This window comes from Pantoea sp. S-LA4, from assembly GCF_054482835.1.
Genome location: NZ_JBTLRC010000002.1, coordinates 2,161,793 through 2,177,456 on the forward strand (window position 1 = coordinate 2,161,793; position 15,664 = coordinate 2,177,456).

Below are 15,664 nucleotides of genomic sequence, written 5' to 3' on the forward strand. Positions count from 1 at the left end.
ACGTTCTGCCGGTTATTAAGGCGTGGCGCCATGAAGGCGGGATGACAGCCAGATGATCAAACTGTGACAGGCCAGCCGGCACCGCATGACAGGATCAGACCATCGCGCGCGGGCTGAATCGCCTCGGGCAGCGGGTGATCGGCTAACCAGTTGTCCATCTCATGACTGAGGTGCGTTAACCAGGCCTGACGCGGCTGAAGCCGGTCGATGATCGCCAGCGCCAGATTAAGATCGTTGTGATTACGCGGGGCAGCCTGCGGCGGATCGTTGCAGTCGATCACCAGCTGATCGAGCGGCTGACCGCGCAGGAAATCTTCGGTGTCGGGCGGCAGGCCGCAGGTGTCACACAGCCAGGCCAGCCGGCTCCCCTGCCAGTCGAACAGGTAGCCGTGAGTCAGCCGTGAATGCTGTAGCGGCAGCGGCGTGACCTGCAGTTCACCAAAAGAGTGGGCGACAAACGGGGTTAAGGGGGGCCGGAAATCGAGCAGGCCAGGATGTTTAAACAGATCGTCACAGCCGCGCGTGTCGGGCGGCCCCCACACCGGAACAGACGCACCCTTGCCCCAGCGCAGCGCAAACAGGCCCTGTACGTGGTCCATGTGGTAATGCGTCAGCAGAATGCGGGTCAGCTCGCCAGGCCTGAACCGTGAAACCAGCAGCGGCAGACCGGCGTCGAGCAGAATCCGCTCGCTGCCCGCCTCAATCAGCGCACTGCAGGGCGCGCGATGATAACGCGAGTCCTGCTGCGCCCGCTGACAGGCGCGGCAGTCGCAGCCAAACAGCGGCGCGGCGGTGACGCCACCGGTGCCGAGAAAGGTCAGTTTCATTGATGCGCCTCCAGCAGCTGACGCAGTTGCCGGACCGTGCGGTCCAGCGCCCCGTCATTGTTGAGCAGCAGACAGCCGTCCGGCTGCGGCTGGGCGGCACGCGCCAGTCGCCGGGCGATCTCAGCCTCATCCTCCCGTCCGCGCTGGCGCAGCCGCGCCGCCAGTACCGACGGCGTCACCTGCAAACAGAGCGGCAGCAGCTGTGGTCCGAACCGCGCCTGTGCCTGCGCCAGATGCAGCCGCGAACCGTTGACCACCACGTTCTGACCGCGCTGCAGCCAGGCCTCAACTTCCGTGCCGATGCCGTAGTGAAAGCCGTGCGCCTGCCAGCTGACCGCGAACAGCCCCAGCGCGGCGCGGCGAGCGAACTCCGCCTCGCTCAGCGCCACATGGTTTTCGCCACCGGCATCGGCGGCGCGGGTGATGTAGCGATGGGCGATCAGCAGGCGGGCTGGCGGTGCCTCACGCAGCGCATTCAGCAGGCTATCCTTGCCCGATCCGGACGGCCCGATTAACCAGATAAGGCGCGTCATTAATAGACCTGCCGGCCTTTGCTCCAGACGTGCCGGACATGCGGATGACCGTGCGCGGTGTGCGCCAGCACCAGATCGGCACGGCAGCCTTCCGCAATCACCCCGCGATCCTCCAGCCCCAGCGCCCGCGCCGGATTACAGGTGACCAGCGCAATCGCCTGCGCCGTACCGAGGCTGTTGCGCTCATCTGCCGCCAGCTGGAATGCCGCATCCAGCAGGCTGGCTGGATAGTAATCAGACGACAGGATATTCAGCAAGCCGTGTGAGGCCAGCTCCCAGGCGGCGACGTTACCGGAGTGCGAGCCGCCGCGCACGATGTTTGGCGCGCCCATCAGCACCTGCATATTGCGATAGCGTGAAGCGCGAGCCGCCTCCAGCGTGGTCGGAAATTCAGCGATACGGCTGCCCGCCGCATGAGACTCCTCAACGTGCGCCGCGGTGGCGTCGTCGTGGCTGGCGATGGCGATACCATGCTCGCGGCACAGCGCGGCAATCGCCTGACGGTTAGGCTGCGACCACTCTGCCGCCAGGGTGAGCTGGTCATGCTCAAACCGATCCATCTCAGCGTCATTCAGCTGATATTTGCCCTGATAGTATTCGCGATATTTTTCCAGTGACGCGTACTGACGCTGGCCGGGTGAGTGATCCATCAGCGAGACCAGCGCCAGCTCCGGCGTCCCCATCAGCGCTTCAAACAGCGGCACGGTGGTCGGATGCGGCAACTCACAGCGCAGGTGCAGCAGATGTTCGGCCCGGTTCAGCCCTTTACGGTTACTGTCGCGGATTGCGTTGATCATCTTGCTGAGGTTCTCCAGCCGGTGCCCGCCGTCGCGCACGTCACCGACGCCAATCGCGTCCAGCACGGTGGTAATACCGCTGGAGACCATCAGCGCATCGTGGCTGCTCATCGCCGAGTGGGCGGGCCAGTCCACTTTAGGCCGTGGCGTAAAAAACTTGTCGAGGTTATCGGTGTGCAGCTCCACCAGCCCCGGCAGCAGCCAGGCGCCCTCACCGTCCAGCGCGCCCGGCTGCTGGCTGGCGGTTTCGCTGAAGCTGCTGATGCGATCGTCACGGAACTCCAGCGATCCGGCGACCACCTCGTTTTCCAGCACCAGTCGGACGTTATTAATGATCATGCTTGTGCTCCTGTGGCGATCGGCTGCATCAGGTGCAGCCGATCGGCTACCCGGTCGCGCACCGCTTCATCGTGGAAAATGCCGACAATAGCGGCACCGCGGGCGCGCGCCTGTTCAATCAGTCCGACCACCGCATCCCGGTTTACGCTGTCGAGTGAGGCGGTGGGTTCATCCAGCAGCAGCACCGGATAGTCGGCGATAAAGCCGCGCGCGATGTTGACCCGCTGCTGCTCACCGCCGGAAAAGGTCGACGGCGCCAGCGACCAGAGACGCTCCGGCACGTTAAGCCGGCTCAGCAGCTCACGGGCGCGCTTTTCACAGAAGGCGCGTTCGACGCCGCGCTCCAGCAGCGGCTGCATCACAATCTCCAGCGTCGGCACCCGCGGGATCACCCGCAGAAACTGGCTGACCCAGCCGAGCGTGTCGCGGCGGATGGCGATGATCTGCCGCGCCGTCGCCTGCGCCATATCGATCGATTCGCCCTGATGCTGCAGCCGGATATGCCCGCTGTTGGGCTGGTAGTTGCCGTACAGGGCGCGCAGCAGAGTCGATTTACCGCTGCCGGAATGGCCGTGCAGCACCACACATTCCCCCTGATTCACCGTCAGGCTGGCGTTCTCTAATACCGGCAGCGCAGCGCCGTTCTGGTTATGCAGCACAAAGGTTTTGCACAGATTCTCAACCTGCAACATAGGTGTGTAAGTCATCATTTAATTGAGCACCGAAGAGACCAGCAATTGCGTGTAAGGATGATGGGGATCGTCGAGCACCCGGTCGGTTAATCCGCTCTCCACCACCCGCCCCTGTTTCATCACCAGCAGCCGGTGCGCCAGCAGTCGCGCGACCCCGAGATCGTGGGTGACAATCACCACCGCCAGATTGAGTTCCCGCACCAGAGTGCGCAGCAGATCCAGCAGCCGCGCCTGTACCGACACATCCAGCCCGCCGGTTGGCTCATCCATAAACATCAGGCGCGGCTGGGTCACCAGATTGCGGGCAATCTGCAGGCGCTGCTGCATCCCGCCGGAAAAGGTGGTGGGCAGATCGTCGATACGGTTGGCGGCGATCTCCACCGCCTGCAGCCAGCGGCTGGCTTCAGCGCGGATGTCACCATAGTGGCGCTCGCCGACCGCCATCAGCCGTTCGCCGATATTGCCGCCGGCGCTGACCTGCGGCCGCAATCCGTCCAGCGGATGCTGATGCACCACGCCCCATTCGGTGCGCAGCAGGCGGCGGCGATCGCTTTCGCTCATCTGATAGAGATCGCGTCCCTGATAATGAATGCTGCCCTGCTGCGGCGTCAGACGTGCCGACAGGCTGTGCAGCAGTGTGGTTTTGCCGGAGCCGGACTCGCCGACGATGCCCAGCACTTCCCCCGGATAGAGGTCAAAACTGACCTGTTCAAAGCCTTTTCCCGGCGCATAAAGATGGGTGAGCTGGCTGACCGCAAGCAGCGGCTGATCACTGTGCATGTTGCTGTTCCTGCTGCTGATGGCAAAAGTCGGTGTCGGAGCAGACAAACATCCGCGTTCCCTGATCGTCCATCACCACCTCGTCGAGGTAGCTGTGGCGCGAACCGCACAGCGCACAGGGTTCATCCCATTGCTGAACGGTGAACGGATGGTCATCGAAGTCGAGGCTTTCCACTTTGGTATAGGGCGGTAAGGCGTAGATGCGCTTTTCGCGTCCGGCACCAAACAGTTGCAGCGCCGGCATCATGTTCATCTTGGGATTGTCGAATTTGGGGATCGGCGACGGGTCCATCACATAGCGATCGTTAACCTTCACCGGATAGGCGTAGGTGGTGGCGATGTGGCCGTAACGGGCAATATCTTCATACAGTTTGACCTGCATGACGCCGTACTCCTCCAGCGCGTGCATGGTGCGGGTCTCGGTCTCGCGCGGCTCAATAAAGCGCAGCGGTTCCGGGATCGGCACCTGGAAGATCAGAATCTGCTCCTCTTCCAGCGGCGTTTCCGGAATGCGATGCCGGGTCTGGATTAGCGTGGCATCGGCGGTGCGTTCGGTGGTCGCTGCGCCGCTGACGCGCTGAAAGAAGCGACGAATTGAGACCGCATTGGTGGTGTCATCCGCACCCTGATCGATCACCTTCAGCACATCCTGATCGCCAATCACGCTGGCGGTGATCTGAATGCCGCCGGTGCCCCAGCCGTAAGGCATCGGCATTTCCCGTCCGGCAAACGGTACCTGATAGCCAGGGATCGCCACCGCTTTCAGGATGGCGCGACGGATGGTGCGTTTGGTCTGCTCATCCAGATAGCCGTTGTTATAACCGCTGAGTTCAGCCATGGTTGCGCTCCTGATGATCCTGTCGCAGGCGTTTCAGCAGTTCCAGTTCCGCCTGGAAATCAACGTAGTGCGGCAGTTTAAGATGGGAGACGAAGCCCGCGGCTTCGACGTTATCGGCGTGCGACAGCACAAACTCTTCATCCTGCGCCGGGCTGGTGATGCGTTCCTGCTGCTCACGGCTCTGCAGCGCCCGGTCAACCAGCGCCATCGACATCGCCTTGCGTTCGGCGCGGCCAAACACCAGGCCGTAGCCACGGGTAAAATGAGGCGCGCTTTCATCGCTGTGGGCGAAGCCGTTGACCATTTCGCACTCGGTCAGCAGCAGTTCGCCAATCTCCAGCTCAAAGCCCAGCTCTTCCGGGCAGATAGTGACGCTGAGATAGCCGGTACGAATTTCACCGGCGAACGGATGGGTGCGGCCATAGCCGCGCTGGGTCGAGTAGCCGAGCGCCAGCAGAAAACCTTCATCGCCGCGTACCAGCTGCTGCAGACGTGCAGCGCGCGAGGCGGGAAAACTCATCGGCTCGCGAGTGATATCGACGGGTTCGCTGCCGTCATCCTCTTCACGCACCGCCAGCCCTTCGTCGCTCATCATGCTGAACATGTGCGGACAGGCCGTATCCAGCGCGCGATCGTCTCGTGGCGATGCCGGCGTTTCACCGTTGGCCAGCAGAGTAAAGTCGAGCAGACGGTGGCTGTAATCATAGGTCGGTCCCAGCACCTGGCCGCCCGGCAGATCTTTGTAGACCGCCGAGATACGCCGCTCGATACGCATTGATGCCGTCGCCAGCGGCTGGCTCTCGGCCAGGCGTGGCAGCGTGGTGCGATAGGCGCGCAGCAGGAAGATGGCCTCTACCAGGTCGCCGCTGGCCTGTTTAATCGCCAGCGCTGCCAGTTCAGGATCGTAGATCCCGCCTTCGGTCATCACCCGATCGACCGCCAGACCGAGTTGCTGGGCCACCTGATCGCAGCCCAGCTCGGCGACATGCCGATCGCCGCGCCGCAGATCGGCCTGTAGCTGATGGGCGTTAGCAATCGCCTTTTCGCCCCCTTTCACCGCAACGTACATCAGCACACCTCCACAAGCGTGGTGCGCGGCACCGCCATCATCGCTTCGCCACAGGTAAAAATCAGATCGACGCCCTGCGGGAACGGATGTGGCCGGCTGCGCAGATAGGCCAGCACGCTTTCCGGCAATTGTGGCGCAATGGCGCGGGTTTCACGCAGGCCCGGTCCGGAGAGACGCAGCGTGAGACCGCCATTCAGCGACGGGACTTCAATAATCAGGGTGGTGCTCTTTTCCGGGGCCAGATTGTCACCGGCGGCAAAGTGGGCCGGATCGGGATGCGAGCTGGCATGACTGAGCGCGAAAGGCGCATCCTGCTGCGCGGTAATCGGCGCGCCGGTGTGGAAACGCAGGTTATTGCGCAGCTGTTCGTTGTCGATCTGCGCATCCAGCCATACCGGACTTTCCTGATCGACCAGCGTCAGTAACAGCGCGGTGGCGGCGGGCGACAGTGCACCCCAGCCCTGTTGCAGCGGCAGCGACACCATCACGCCCGGCTCGCTCATCGCTTTGAGGATGCGGCGGAATGCGCGCTGTGCATCCGCCACCGGATGGTTAAAACTTGCCAGTAAAGTCATCAGTTGTCTCCGCGTACCAGCGTAAAGAAATCCACTTTGCTGCTGGCGATTTCACGCGCGCGCAGCTGACGCTGCTCGTCACGCCATGCCGCCAGCGGGGTAATAATCTTCTCTTCTAACAACGCCCGGGTTTCCGGCTGCTGTAACAGGGCATCGATTAAGGCGCAGCGCTCGGCGTGGGCTTTATCACGTCCCAGCAGGTAGCTGTAACCCAGGGTGCCGTCGCTGAGCTGAACCACTGCGCGCGTCACCGTCGCATCGCCCATCACAAAGCGTTTACCGGTCGCGCCCATGCGCGCCTGCAGCCGGGTCAGGCCGATCTCTGCCGGACGGATCAGGGTGAAAACCGGCTGGAGGTTTAGCGCCTGCCAGTGCGCGTTAAGCTGTGCCGCGCTGCTGTGTGCCAGCACCGAAAGCCAGCGTTGGCGGGCCGTTTGCTGTTCCATTAGTGCTCCAGAGTCAATTCAATCATGTCGCCGCGCGTCAGGCTGACCGAGTATTCAGCCATTGCACCGTCGCGGGTTTTGTTCAGGGTACGCACGCAGAGCAGCGGCGAATGCAGCGCGATTTCCAGCTGCTTGCAGTCTTTCGCCTGCGCCCGTCGGGTGCTGATGCGGGTCTGGGTACGCACCAGCTGTTTGCCGGTGTGCTTGTCGAGGTAATCGTGCAGCGAACCGCTGTTAAAATGCTGCAACTGCGGCCACCAGCTGAGATCGGCGAGGAAGTGGTTGATGACACACAGCGGTACACCGTTAGCACGCCGCAGCGTGCGCAGGTGGATCACGTTATCGCCCTCGTTGACGCCCAGCGCGCTGGCAACGTCGTTGCTGGCAGGACGCAACACCGCCAGCAGCCGCTCGCTGGTCGGGTGACTGCCCTGCTCCATCAGGTTCTGGCTAAAGCGCGCCTGAGCGTGCAGCGGATAGTCGTAAGGCCGCATCAGCACCAGGATGCCGACGCCATGACGGCGTTGCAGCAGCCCTTTGTTCACCAGTTCATCTACCGCCCGGCGTAAGGTGTGGCGGTTAACTTCATAATGATCGGCCAGCTGTTGTTCGGAAGGAAGATAGTCGCCACAGCGGTAGCGTTGCTGAAGCGCCTGTTCGAGTTGTGCAGCGACGGCCTGATAGACAGTGGTAGGATGTCTGGATAACTCCATCACGATGAAATCCTCACGGGTTACAGAGTGGGGACGCAGCGAAAGTCACTGCGGGATGGCATTACCTTGACCGGATCAGATGACAGAACCGTGACGGGGGAGTGAAGGAGAGGTGAATTTGGCTGTTAGCAGTGATCAGAATACCCTGTCCAGAGAACAGACAGAAGGAGACGGCTGCCGGGTCGAATGGTCAGCAGGGAAGCGTGGACGATTCTCTTTTCTGCTCATGCAGAATCATGACGCTGCACAAGGCAGCCGTTGCAGTTCAGATAAATGGCCGGAATTTCTCTGCCTCTATGTTTGCCAGCATTGAAGCCTTCAGACTGGGAAAGTTTGTCAGGTACTTTCTGACAAGGTTGAACCCTGCGGTATATCCCACCCATTTCGGTAGATCCCTCGCCCCAAAAAACCATGCGTTATGGTCATAATCAGTGTGATGCCAGCTTTCACTGAGTTGCAGCGTGAAGGGCTGAACGGTGTCTGGGCTGAGGCTTTCCCAGGGCTCAGGCTTACCTTTAAAAAGCTCCAGAGAAAAATGACCAGCAAGCCCTTCAGAGACAATCGCTTCACCTAAAGTAGAGCCGTATCCCGGTCCGGCCCACCTCGCGGCATGATGCAGTTCATGAGCAAACATGCGTTCAAGCGAATGAGCATCATTTTTACAAAACAGGGCATTCTCAGGATCGACGGTTATATAAATGATGCCGGGCTCAGGACAATATCCCAGATGCCCTTTCTCAGGAATGACATATGATCCGGCTTTTACAACAACATCCACAGAAGGGAGCGGCATAAAGCTATTAGCCAGCTGGTATGTCGCGTTCAGACAGCTTTGCAACCATTGAGCGTGAGCGGTTAGTTTGTTCTGCGCATTCAAAAGGTGAAGAGTCATTTGAGGCATTCTGTTTTCACTCAACAGCGTTAAGATGTCCTGACCTTAACATACACAACTTTATGTCTGGATATCATTCTGGCACCATCAACATGCGCTTCTGCTGCAACCACGTCACCTCAAAACCTATCAACCATTAGCCTGACTGGATTAATCTCCTGTTGTCACCCCTTCATTCTTGCCGCACCAGCTCTTGCCTCCTCACCTTCACCACAAAAATCCCCATCCGCTTCACTGACTCTGAAGGTTTGTGTGAAAGTCCCGTTACCGTCTGCTAGCTTTTAAGCTGTACTCCTGCTTTTGAGAAAAACTAAAAAATGATTAACAGCCTTAAACTTTCTGGCGATTTCCGCCGCAGTTTCCTGCGTGAAGTGCTGGTGCCGCTGGTGGCGATTCTGCTGCTGACCTTTGGCGGCGCGGGCACAGCGCTGTTCATTGGCACCTCGCTGACCAACGCGGAGGCGCGGCAACAGCAACAGCGGATGATTGAAGCCTCGTTCACCCAGAGTCTGAACGAACATCTGCGCCAATTGCGCAGTCTGTCACGCTGGCGGCCGCTTGAGCAGCGGCTGCTGGATGAAGGTGCCGCCTCAGGCTGGCTGGATGAGAACATTGGCAACTGGCTGTTTGAGATGTTTGGCCATCAGCTGATCCTGGTGCTGGATCAGCAAAACCAGATCGTCAGGCTATGGCGTGACGGCCAGCCGGTCGCGCCACAGCAGGCAGCCACGCTGGTCAACGACATCCTGAAAAATCCGCTGGTGCAAGAGAGTTCGCGCGAGGACAAAGCTGATTACGCCCGCTTAGCCGGTCGCACCGCCGCGCTGGCGGTCGGCAATATTCAGCGTGACAGTGACGCCCTGCCACGCTTCCGGCTGGTCAGCCTGAAGTTTCTCGACGATGGCTATCTGACCAGCCTGGCCGAACGCAATCAGTTACAGGGACTCCATTTCTCCAACGGTAGCCCGCAGCCCGGCACCGGGGCGCGTTATCTGCTGATTGCGCAGTCTGGTGAGGCGGTCGGCTATCTCAACTGGGTGCCGTCACGCCCCGGCGCGCAGATGCTGCGCACTATCGGCCCGTCAACCGGCCTGGCGGTGCTGGCGATCTCCCTGCTCTGCCTGTATATGGTGCGCCGTCTCTGGACCTCGTCGATCAATCTGTCGCAGTCGATGCTGAAGCTCGGTGCCTCTGAGGCGCAGGCGCAGCATCTGGCGTTTCACGATGTGCTGACCGGGCTGCCCAATCGTGCGCTGGTCGAAGATCGTCTGACTCAGGCACTGGCGCTGGCGACGCGCCACGATCAGCGGGTGGCGCTGCTGCTGATCGATCTCGACCGCTTCAAAGCAATCAATGATACCTACGGTCATCACGCCGGCGACGAACTGATCGTTGCGGTGGCACAGCGTCTGAGCCGGATGGTGCGGGCCAGCGATACCGTTGGCCGGATCGGCGGCGACGAGTTTATCGTGGTGATGCCAGAAGTGGAGACGCTCTCTCAGGCTCAGGGTCTGGCGCAGCGCATCATCGACCAGCTCAGCCAGCCCTTTACGCTGTTTGGCAGTGAAGTCTGGAGCGGTGCCAGTATCGGCCTGGCGCTGGCACCCAAAGATGGCGTTGATCGGCTGGAGTTAATGCGCAAAGCGGACATTGCGCTGTATGAAGCCAAAAGTGGCGGACGCGGCAAATATCGCCAGTTCGAACGGGCGATGGATGAGTCAGTGCGCACCCGGCAAACCATCGCCGCCGATCTGCGCACTGCGCTGCAAAACCGTGAGGGCCTGGAAGTCTGGTATCAGCCGCTGATGGATATTGGCGGTCAGCAGATGGTTGGTGTCGAGGCGCTGCTGCGCTGGCATCATCCGATCCGTGGCCTGGTAGTGCCGGGTGAATTTATTGCGATTGCGGAAGAGACCGGGCTGATTATTCCGCTGGGTGAATGGGTGCTGACGGAAGCCTGTGCCACCCAGCAGCGTTTTCCCGACCTGATGGTGGCGGTCAACGTCTCACCGGTGCAGTTTCGCGCCACCGGCTTTGTAGAGCGGATGACTGACATTGTGCGGCAGCACGGCGGCGATCCGACGCGAATTGAGCTGGAGATTACCGAAGGCGTATTGATCGACGATGAGCATGAAGCCCGCGCCATCATTGTTGCGCTGCGCGACGCTGGTTTCCGGATAGCGCTGGACGATTTTGGTACCGGCTACTCCAGCCTCAACTATCTCAGCCACTTCCCGGTCGATAAGATCAAAATTGACCGCTCATTTACCCAGTCGCTGGGCGTAGCGGATAACTCGGTGGCGATTATTGAATCGGTGGTGAAGCTGGGCCACGCGATGGGTCTGATGGTGACCGCCGAAGGCGTCGAGACGCCAGGCCAGATGACGGCGCTGGCGGATGCCGGGTGTAACCAGCTGCAGGGTTATCTGTTCAGTCATGCGGTTCCGGTCGATCAGCTTGCCAGCCTGATTGAGGCCAGCCCACCGCGTGAGGCACGGCAGAGCTGACCGGCGGCAGACCACAGGCGTTATCCGCCAAGGCTATCCAGCAAGGCTGCCGAACTGGCAACCGCGCCAAAAATTCCGCCCTGCATATGGATCATGCTCAGCGCCGCCTCATGATGTCGCCGCTCGGTGGCGGCGCAGCAGTCGGACAGCACCAGACATTCAAATCCGCGGTCGTTGGCCTCCCGCAGCGTGGTGTGCACGCAGACATCGGTGGTGATGCCGGTGAGGATCAAATTGCGGATGTGCCGGCTGCGCAGGATCAGCTCCAGATCGGTGGCGTAAAACGAGCCTTTGCCCGGTTTATCGATCACCACCTCGCCCGGCAACGGCGCCAGCTCCGGGATAATCTCCCAGCCGGGTTCGCCGCGCACCAGAATACGGCCGCACGGCCCGTCATCACCAATGCCCGCCTTCATCCGTCGCGAGCGCCAGTGCTTATTGGCCGGTAAGTCGCTGAGGTCGGGCCGGTGCCCTTCGCGGGTATGAATGATCGGAAACTGCCGGGCGCGCATCGCCGCCAGCACCTGCTGCAACGGCGCAATCGGGGCGCGGGTCAGCGCCACATCGTAGCCCATGGTATCGACATAGCCGCCGACGCCGCAGAAGTCAGTCTGCATATCAATCACCACCAGCGCGGTATCGGCCGGGCTGAAGCCACCGTCAAACGGCCAGGCGTAGGGGGTTGAGTTGACGCTGTAATCAGGCATTTTTCTTCTCCATCACCGGTCGCGGCGCACGCACCCGGCTAATCAGGCTGTAACTGAGCGCGGCGGTCACCAGGCCGATCACCGCCTCACCCAACTGCGGAAAGGCCAGATGGGCGATAACGGCACACAGGCTTCCGATCGCCCAGGCCGCAAAAGCGGTAGCGCGAAAACGCTGCGACGGTCGCTGCTCGCTGATTTTCGCCATGAAAATCAGGTCAACAATCATCACTGCACCAAACGGCGGCACCACAATGCCCAGCAGGCTGAGCCAGTCCAGGAAGTAAGACCAGACGCCCGCCAGCGCCAGCGCCCCGCCGATCGCGCCCAGGATCAGCGTCCAGAGGCGCATTTTACTGCTGAACAGATGGCTGAAGCCCACCGCGCCGTTATACAGGCAGTGGGTGCAGACCGAGCCGAGGTTAATAAACACGAACAGACAGGCCACCACCGATAAAAAGGCGCTGTGCCCCATCAGCATCGGCAGAAAGTTGCCGCCGTTGGTCAGCGGATCGACCGCCGCGCCGACCGCAACGATGACTACACCAAACAGATAAGAGATGACGTTCGCCACCGGAAAGGCGGAAAACGCTGCGATCACCGCCGAACGGCCGTTTTTCGACCAGCGGGTAAAGTCGGCGGTCATGGTGCCGGAGTCGGCAAAGCCCGCCACCACCATGGTGACGGCGGTGCCCATACTCATCGCGCCCGCCGCACTGGCGCTGCCCTGCCAGTGAGTCACCGTGCTGAAGTCATGCTGCTGGCCTATCAGCCACAGCGCCACTCCGCCCAGCACCACAAACAGCGGCGCGGCGATCATCCCCAGCACCGACAGCGCACGCACCCCGAGAAAGGTAATGGCGGTATAAAGCACCATGGCAAAGGCGGTGACCGCCAGCGCATTCCAGCCAAAAGTCTGATTGATCACCGTGCCGGTCAGGCCGGTCTGGAAGGCGTACCAGCCAATCACCACCGTTGAGAGAAAGCCGGAGACCAGAATGTAACCTTTGCTGCCAAAGGTGCGGCGCGCCTGTAAGGCAAAGTTCATCCCGGTGTTACCGGCGTACCAGCTCAGCGCGCCGACGTAGGCGAACAGCACCAGATTGCCGAGCAGAATGGCGATCAGCGCCGGCCAGAAGCCCAGGTGCCAGGTGATGATGCCGCCAAACAGCGCGTTGGTCAGGATCATCGGGAAACCGAACCAGACCGCCGAGACGGAGCGGGTGGAGTGGCGGTGCGACAGCGGCACCGGCTGATGTTCAAATTCCTGTTCTAACGCAGGTGCAGAAGCATTTTTCATTGGGCGATTCCAGGTTGAAGGTGGTTCCACGGCTGAATGCGCTCGAAAGCCGCGCTGGCAGCCAGCACTAAGGCATCATCAAGATGCCGTCCGACGATTTGCAGCCCCACCGGCAGGCCGCTGGCGGTGAACCCGGCGGGCACCGAGGCCGCAGGCTGGCCGGTGAAGTTGAACGGGAAGCAGAACGACAGCCAGTGATCGCTGCGGACCATACGACCATCAATGATTTCCGGTCCCTGCATACCGAGCGCAAACGGCGGCACCGCCAGCGTCGGCGTGATCAGCAGATCGTAGCGCTGCATAAAGCGCCACAGGCTGTTGCTGACCGCTTTGCGGGTGGTAATGGCGTCGGTAAAGGTTTCGGCCCGCCAGTCGCGTTGCAGCATGGCGACCAGGTGCGGCGACATCCGATCGCCCTGCTGTTCCATCATCCTGCGCATCCCGCTGAGATCGCTTTCCATCGCCACCAGCGCACCAAAGGCCGCCGAAGGATCGCGGAATCCGGGATCGGCCTGCTCCAGCTCCGCACCGATTTCCTCAGCAAAACGCTGCGCGGCGGCACTGACCACAGCGCGCACCTCGGGATCGACCGCCACGTAACCAAAATCGGCGCTAAAGGCGATGCGCAGTTTTTCGACCGGCTGGCCGGGCGCGCCCAGCCAGTCAACGTCGCTGCAGGGAATGGAGTGGCGATCGCGCATATCCGGGCCCGCCATCAGCGACATCATCAGGGCGGCGTCGCGCACCGTGCGCGTCATCGGGCCAATGTGCTCCAGCGACTCCCAACTGGAGACGCCCGGATAGCGTTCATCGCGGCAGCCGGGCCACAGCGGCACGCGTCCCATTGAGGCTTTGAAACCATATATGCCGCAGTGCGCCGCCGGAATGCGCACCGAGCCGCCGCCATCACTGCCCAGCGCGATTGGACAGAGCCGCGCCGCCACTGCCGCGCCCGATCCGGCACTGGAGCCGCCAGGGGTTTTGGTCAGGTCCCACGGATTGCGCGGCGACGGGAACAGAGGATTGTGTCCGACACCGCTGTACCCAAACTCGGGCGCGGTGGTTTTTCCCAGCAGAATGGCGTCGGCGGCCAGCAGTCGCTCGACCGTAATATCATCGTCTTCAGGTATGAAATCCTGGTATGCCGCCGAACCGGAGGTGGTGCGGACGCTGGCGGTAGAGATCAAATCTTTCACCGCCAGCGGCACGCCCGCCAGCGCACCCAGCGTTTCACCCCGCGCCCGCCGCGCATCCAGCGCCTTCGCCTGTGCCAGCGCAAGGTCCGGCGTCGGAGTACAAAACGCCTGGATATGCGGTTCACGCCGTTCCATCCGCGTCAGCGCCGCCTGGGTCAGTTCGCTGGCCGAGACCTCACCGCGGCGGACCAGTGCCGCCAGGGTGGTCGCATCTTCATCTAATAAGGAGTCAAACATGTGAACCTCGCCAAAAGTCTTCCCGATTACTAAGTGCAGAAAGGTGCAGGAAGCGTGCCAGTTAGCGGTGAACAGCGCGGTCTGAAACGGGGATGCCAGATGGAATACGGCCTGGGATACAAGATCGAATTCTTATGATGCCGGACGCGGGTCTCTGTTTATTTTTTCAGCACGATGATGACGCAGGCGTGCGCGATTACGGGGCGCATCACTGAAGTGAAGTGCGGCAAGAGTCGCAAAATGGGGTCGATACGCAGCAACAGCGGCGGTTACCCTGGAATGGGTAACCACATTTTTTATATGGATATTTGACGGAGCCGGGCAGGAGCAGAAGAATCGTTGCTTAAAGATTCACAGGCTGCATACAGGGATGACAAGTGCGCATAGAAGAAGAGATTTTTCTCGAAGATTACAACATCAGGCGAAAAAGGTTTATTTACGATCGCCGTGTTCATCACAGCTACGTGTTTGTTGCCGGTAATGAGACCTACACCGTCATCGTTGGCAATCTGCTGGATGAACAGACTTTTACCCGTATCGAATACCGGATGCCACAAGGCGTCTCATTTCCGGTTAACGGCCTGGCGGAGGTCTGCTTTGACGTGTTCGATAGTCTGGGGTGCCTGAGCGATTTTCGCCATGTCAGCTTTGCCGGATTAGGTAGTGCTGTCGTTTTAAAAAGCGTAGTACTGGCGTTAATGGCACACAATGAACGTTTCTTTATTGGCGGGTTTGTTTTCCAGGCTGCGTCAGGAGAGATCGTTGACCGCAACCGTCCGACTCCCCTGGAGGAGATCTACGACGCCGTACTTGGGTTAAAAAATGAACTGCGCTACTATCCCCGAACAGGGTTGTCGAAAAAAGCGCCGCAACCTTTAATCCCGGACTATTTCCGGGCTTATAAAGTCGTGACTACAGGGAGAGCTTGCTATGTCGTTTTACAATAAACACGATGAAATAACCCCTTTGGCTCCGGTCGAAACCCGGTATAAGGAGTTAAGAGCACTATTGATAGCTGAGTGGCTGGCCAATCCCGATCTGCCTGCCATTAAAGCCCAGTTAGCTCAGGCGAGAAAACGCTCCTCCTCTGCCCTGCTGCGCCGCAAGCTGCAAGAACTGAATGCGCGCGAAATGTAGAAAGCTAAGGTACGCGCTTAGTTCCTGAAGGCCCGATAAACGGGCCTTTCCTGTTTTTAACGACTTCAGGCTCACGCGCGCG

Annotated in this window: 17 protein-coding genes; 3 read left to right on the forward strand and 14 right to left on the reverse strand. The window is 60.5% G+C overall.

The annotated features are described in order from the left end of the window. Positions 1-56 precede the first annotated feature (56 nt). The 11 genes from phnP to ACX3P5_RS11095 form a co-directional block, all read right to left on the reverse strand. On the reverse strand, positions 57-827 hold the full coding sequence (phnP, locus tag ACX3P5_RS11045; protein WP_458968693.1) for a phosphonate metabolism protein PhnP: 771 nt from the start codon (positions 825-827) through the stop codon (positions 57-59). Then, the gene (gene phnN / locus ACX3P5_RS11050) at positions 824-1,360 is read right to left on the reverse strand and encodes a ribose 1,5-bisphosphokinase (RefSeq protein WP_233987777.1); all 537 of its coding nucleotides are present in this window, start codon (positions 1,358-1,360) and stop codon (positions 824-826) included. The genes phnP and phnN overlap by 4 nt, the downstream gene beginning before the upstream one ends. Further along, positions 1,360-2,496 carry an alpha-D-ribose 1-methylphosphonate 5-triphosphate diphosphatase gene (phnM, locus tag ACX3P5_RS11055; protein WP_233987776.1) on the reverse strand — a complete coding sequence of 379 codons (1,137 nt, stop codon included), beginning with the start codon at positions 2,494-2,496 and terminating at the stop codon, positions 1,360-1,362. Before phnM ends, phnN begins: the two co-directional genes overlap by 1 nt. Beyond that, positions 2,493-3,206: a phosphonate C-P lyase system protein PhnL gene (gene phnL, locus ACX3P5_RS11060; RefSeq protein WP_458968694.1), complete on the reverse strand. Its 714-nt coding sequence runs from the start codon at positions 3,204-3,206 to the stop codon at positions 2,493-2,495. Before phnL ends, phnM begins: the two co-directional genes overlap by 4 nt. After that, positions 3,207-3,968, reverse strand: coding sequence for a phosphonate C-P lyase system protein PhnK (phnK, locus tag ACX3P5_RS11065; RefSeq protein WP_094121880.1), 762 nt, complete (start codon positions 3,966-3,968; stop codon positions 3,207-3,209). It abuts the gene before it with no gap. After that, positions 3,958-4,806 (reverse strand): alpha-D-ribose 1-methylphosphonate 5-phosphate C-P-lyase PhnJ, encoded by an 849-nt coding sequence (locus ACX3P5_RS11070; RefSeq protein ID WP_458968695.1) that lies wholly within the window; start codon positions 4,804-4,806, stop codon positions 3,958-3,960. The genes phnK and ACX3P5_RS11070 overlap by 11 nt, the downstream gene beginning before the upstream one ends. Next, positions 4,799-5,875 (reverse strand): carbon-phosphorus lyase complex subunit, encoded by a 1,077-nt coding sequence (locus ACX3P5_RS11075; protein WP_336755519.1) that lies wholly within the window; start codon positions 5,873-5,875, stop codon positions 4,799-4,801. Before ACX3P5_RS11075 ends, ACX3P5_RS11070 begins: the two co-directional genes overlap by 8 nt. After that, positions 5,875-6,450: a phosphonate C-P lyase system protein PhnH gene (gene phnH / locus ACX3P5_RS11080; RefSeq protein WP_031377906.1), complete on the reverse strand. Its 576-nt coding sequence runs from the start codon at positions 6,448-6,450 to the stop codon at positions 5,875-5,877. The genes ACX3P5_RS11075 and phnH overlap by 1 nt, the downstream gene beginning before the upstream one ends. Then, positions 6,450-6,896: a phosphonate C-P lyase system protein PhnG gene (gene phnG / locus ACX3P5_RS11085; protein WP_094121883.1), complete on the reverse strand. Its 447-nt coding sequence runs from the start codon at positions 6,894-6,896 to the stop codon at positions 6,450-6,452. Before phnG ends, phnH begins: the two co-directional genes overlap by 1 nt. Then, the gene (phnF, locus tag ACX3P5_RS11090) at positions 6,896-7,609 is read right to left on the reverse strand and encodes a phosphonate metabolism transcriptional regulator PhnF (RefSeq protein ID WP_458969180.1); all 714 of its coding nucleotides are present in this window, start codon (positions 7,607-7,609) and stop codon (positions 6,896-6,898) included. The genes phnG and phnF overlap by 1 nt, the downstream gene beginning before the upstream one ends. A gap of 265 nt (positions 7,610-7,874) precedes the next feature. Then, entirely contained in the window at positions 7,875-8,501 is a 627-nt protein-coding gene (locus ACX3P5_RS11095; protein ID WP_233987771.1) for a DUF2268 domain-containing putative Zn-dependent protease, read from the reverse strand. Between the two features lie 317 nt (positions 8,502-8,818). On the opposite strand from ACX3P5_RS11095, the gene ACX3P5_RS11100 reads away from it, so the two are divergent. Then, on the forward strand, positions 8,819-11,008 hold the full coding sequence (locus ACX3P5_RS11100) for a putative bifunctional diguanylate cyclase/phosphodiesterase (RefSeq protein WP_458968696.1): 2,190 nt from the start codon (positions 8,819-8,821) through the stop codon (positions 11,006-11,008). A gap of 20 nt (positions 11,009-11,028) precedes the next feature. Here the strand turns inward: ACX3P5_RS11100 and biuH are convergent, their stop codons facing one another. The 3 genes from biuH to ACX3P5_RS11115 are packed head-to-tail and all read right to left on the reverse strand — an operon-like array spanning position 11,029 to position 14,445. Next, the gene (biuH, locus tag ACX3P5_RS11105; protein WP_233987769.1) at positions 11,029-11,715 is read right to left on the reverse strand and encodes a biuret amidohydrolase; all 687 of its coding nucleotides are present in this window, start codon (positions 11,713-11,715) and stop codon (positions 11,029-11,031) included. Beyond that, on the reverse strand, positions 11,708-13,012 hold the full coding sequence (locus tag ACX3P5_RS11110; RefSeq protein WP_233987768.1) for a purine-cytosine permease family protein: 1,305 nt from the start codon (positions 13,010-13,012) through the stop codon (positions 11,708-11,710). Before ACX3P5_RS11110 ends, biuH begins: the two co-directional genes overlap by 8 nt. Continuing rightward, complete coding sequence (locus ACX3P5_RS11115) at positions 13,009-14,445, reverse strand: amidase (RefSeq protein WP_458968697.1); 1,437 nt, start codon at positions 14,443-14,445, stop codon at positions 13,009-13,011. Before ACX3P5_RS11115 ends, ACX3P5_RS11110 begins: the two co-directional genes overlap by 4 nt. 377 nt (positions 14,446-14,822) lie before the next feature. Between ACX3P5_RS11115 and ACX3P5_RS11120 the strand changes: the two genes are divergently transcribed. Together ACX3P5_RS11120 and ACX3P5_RS11125 are read left to right on the forward strand one after the other, a co-directional pair. Next, positions 14,823-15,392: a hypothetical protein gene (locus tag ACX3P5_RS11120; RefSeq protein WP_458968698.1), complete on the forward strand. Its 570-nt coding sequence runs from the start codon at positions 14,823-14,825 to the stop codon at positions 15,390-15,392. Further along, on the forward strand, positions 15,376-15,582 hold the full coding sequence (locus ACX3P5_RS11125; protein ID WP_233987765.1) for a hypothetical protein: 207 nt from the start codon (positions 15,376-15,378) through the stop codon (positions 15,580-15,582). Before ACX3P5_RS11120 ends, ACX3P5_RS11125 begins: the two co-directional genes overlap by 17 nt. The last annotated feature ends 82 nt before the right edge of the window (positions 15,583-15,664 follow it).

What these genes read in the sequence shown, in the direction of transcription:
- phnP (WP_458968693.1), bottom strand. Translation starts at nt 827, where the DNA reads ATGAAACTGACCTTTCTCGGCACCGGTGGCGTCACCGCCGCGCCGCTG.
- phnN (WP_233987777.1), bottom strand. Translation starts at nt 1,360, where the DNA reads ATGACGCGCCTTATCTGGTTAATCGGGCCGTCCGGATCGGGCAAGGAT.
- phnM (WP_233987776.1), bottom strand. Translation starts at nt 2,496, where the DNA reads ATGATCATTAATAACGTCCGACTGGTGCTGGAAAACGAGGTGGTCGCC.
- phnL (WP_458968694.1), bottom strand. Translation starts at nt 3,206, where the DNA reads ATGATGACTTACACACCTATGTTGCAGGTTGAGAATCTGTGCAAAACC.
- phnK (WP_094121880.1), bottom strand. Translation starts at nt 3,968, where the DNA reads ATGCACAGTGATCAGCCGCTGCTTGCGGTCAGCCAGCTCACCCATCTT.
- ACX3P5_RS11070 (WP_458968695.1), bottom strand. Translation starts at nt 4,806, where the DNA reads ATGGCTGAACTCAGCGGTTATAACAACGGCTATCTGGATGAGCAGACC.
- ACX3P5_RS11075 (WP_336755519.1), bottom strand. Translation starts at nt 5,875, where the DNA reads ATGTACGTTGCGGTGAAAGGGGGCGAAAAGGCGATTGCTAACGCCCAT.
- phnH (WP_031377906.1), bottom strand. Translation starts at nt 6,450, where the DNA reads ATGACTTTACTGGCAAGTTTTAACCATCCGGTGGCGGATGCACAGCGC.
- phnG (WP_094121883.1), bottom strand. Translation starts at nt 6,896, where the DNA reads ATGGAACAGCAAACGGCCCGCCAACGCTGGCTTTCGGTGCTGGCACAC.
- phnF (WP_458969180.1), bottom strand. Translation starts at nt 7,609, where the DNA reads ATGGAGTTATCCAGACATCCTACCACTGTCTATCAGGCCGTCGCTGCA.
- ACX3P5_RS11095 (WP_233987771.1), bottom strand. Translation starts at nt 8,501, where the DNA reads ATGACTCTTCACCTTTTGAATGCGCAGAACAAACTAACCGCTCACGCT.
- ACX3P5_RS11100 (WP_458968696.1), top strand. Translation starts at nt 8,819, where the DNA reads ATGATTAACAGCCTTAAACTTTCTGGCGATTTCCGCCGCAGTTTCCTG.
- biuH (WP_233987769.1), bottom strand. Translation starts at nt 11,715, where the DNA reads ATGCCTGATTACAGCGTCAACTCAACCCCCTACGCCTGGCCGTTTGAC.
- ACX3P5_RS11110 (WP_233987768.1), bottom strand. Translation starts at nt 13,012, where the DNA reads ATGAAAAATGCTTCTGCACCTGCGTTAGAACAGGAATTTGAACATCAG.
- ACX3P5_RS11115 (WP_458968697.1), bottom strand. Translation starts at nt 14,445, where the DNA reads ATGTTTGACTCCTTATTAGATGAAGATGCGACCACCCTGGCGGCACTG.
- ACX3P5_RS11125 (WP_233987765.1), top strand. Translation starts at nt 15,376, where the DNA reads ATGTCGTTTTACAATAAACACGATGAAATAACCCCTTTGGCTCCGGTC.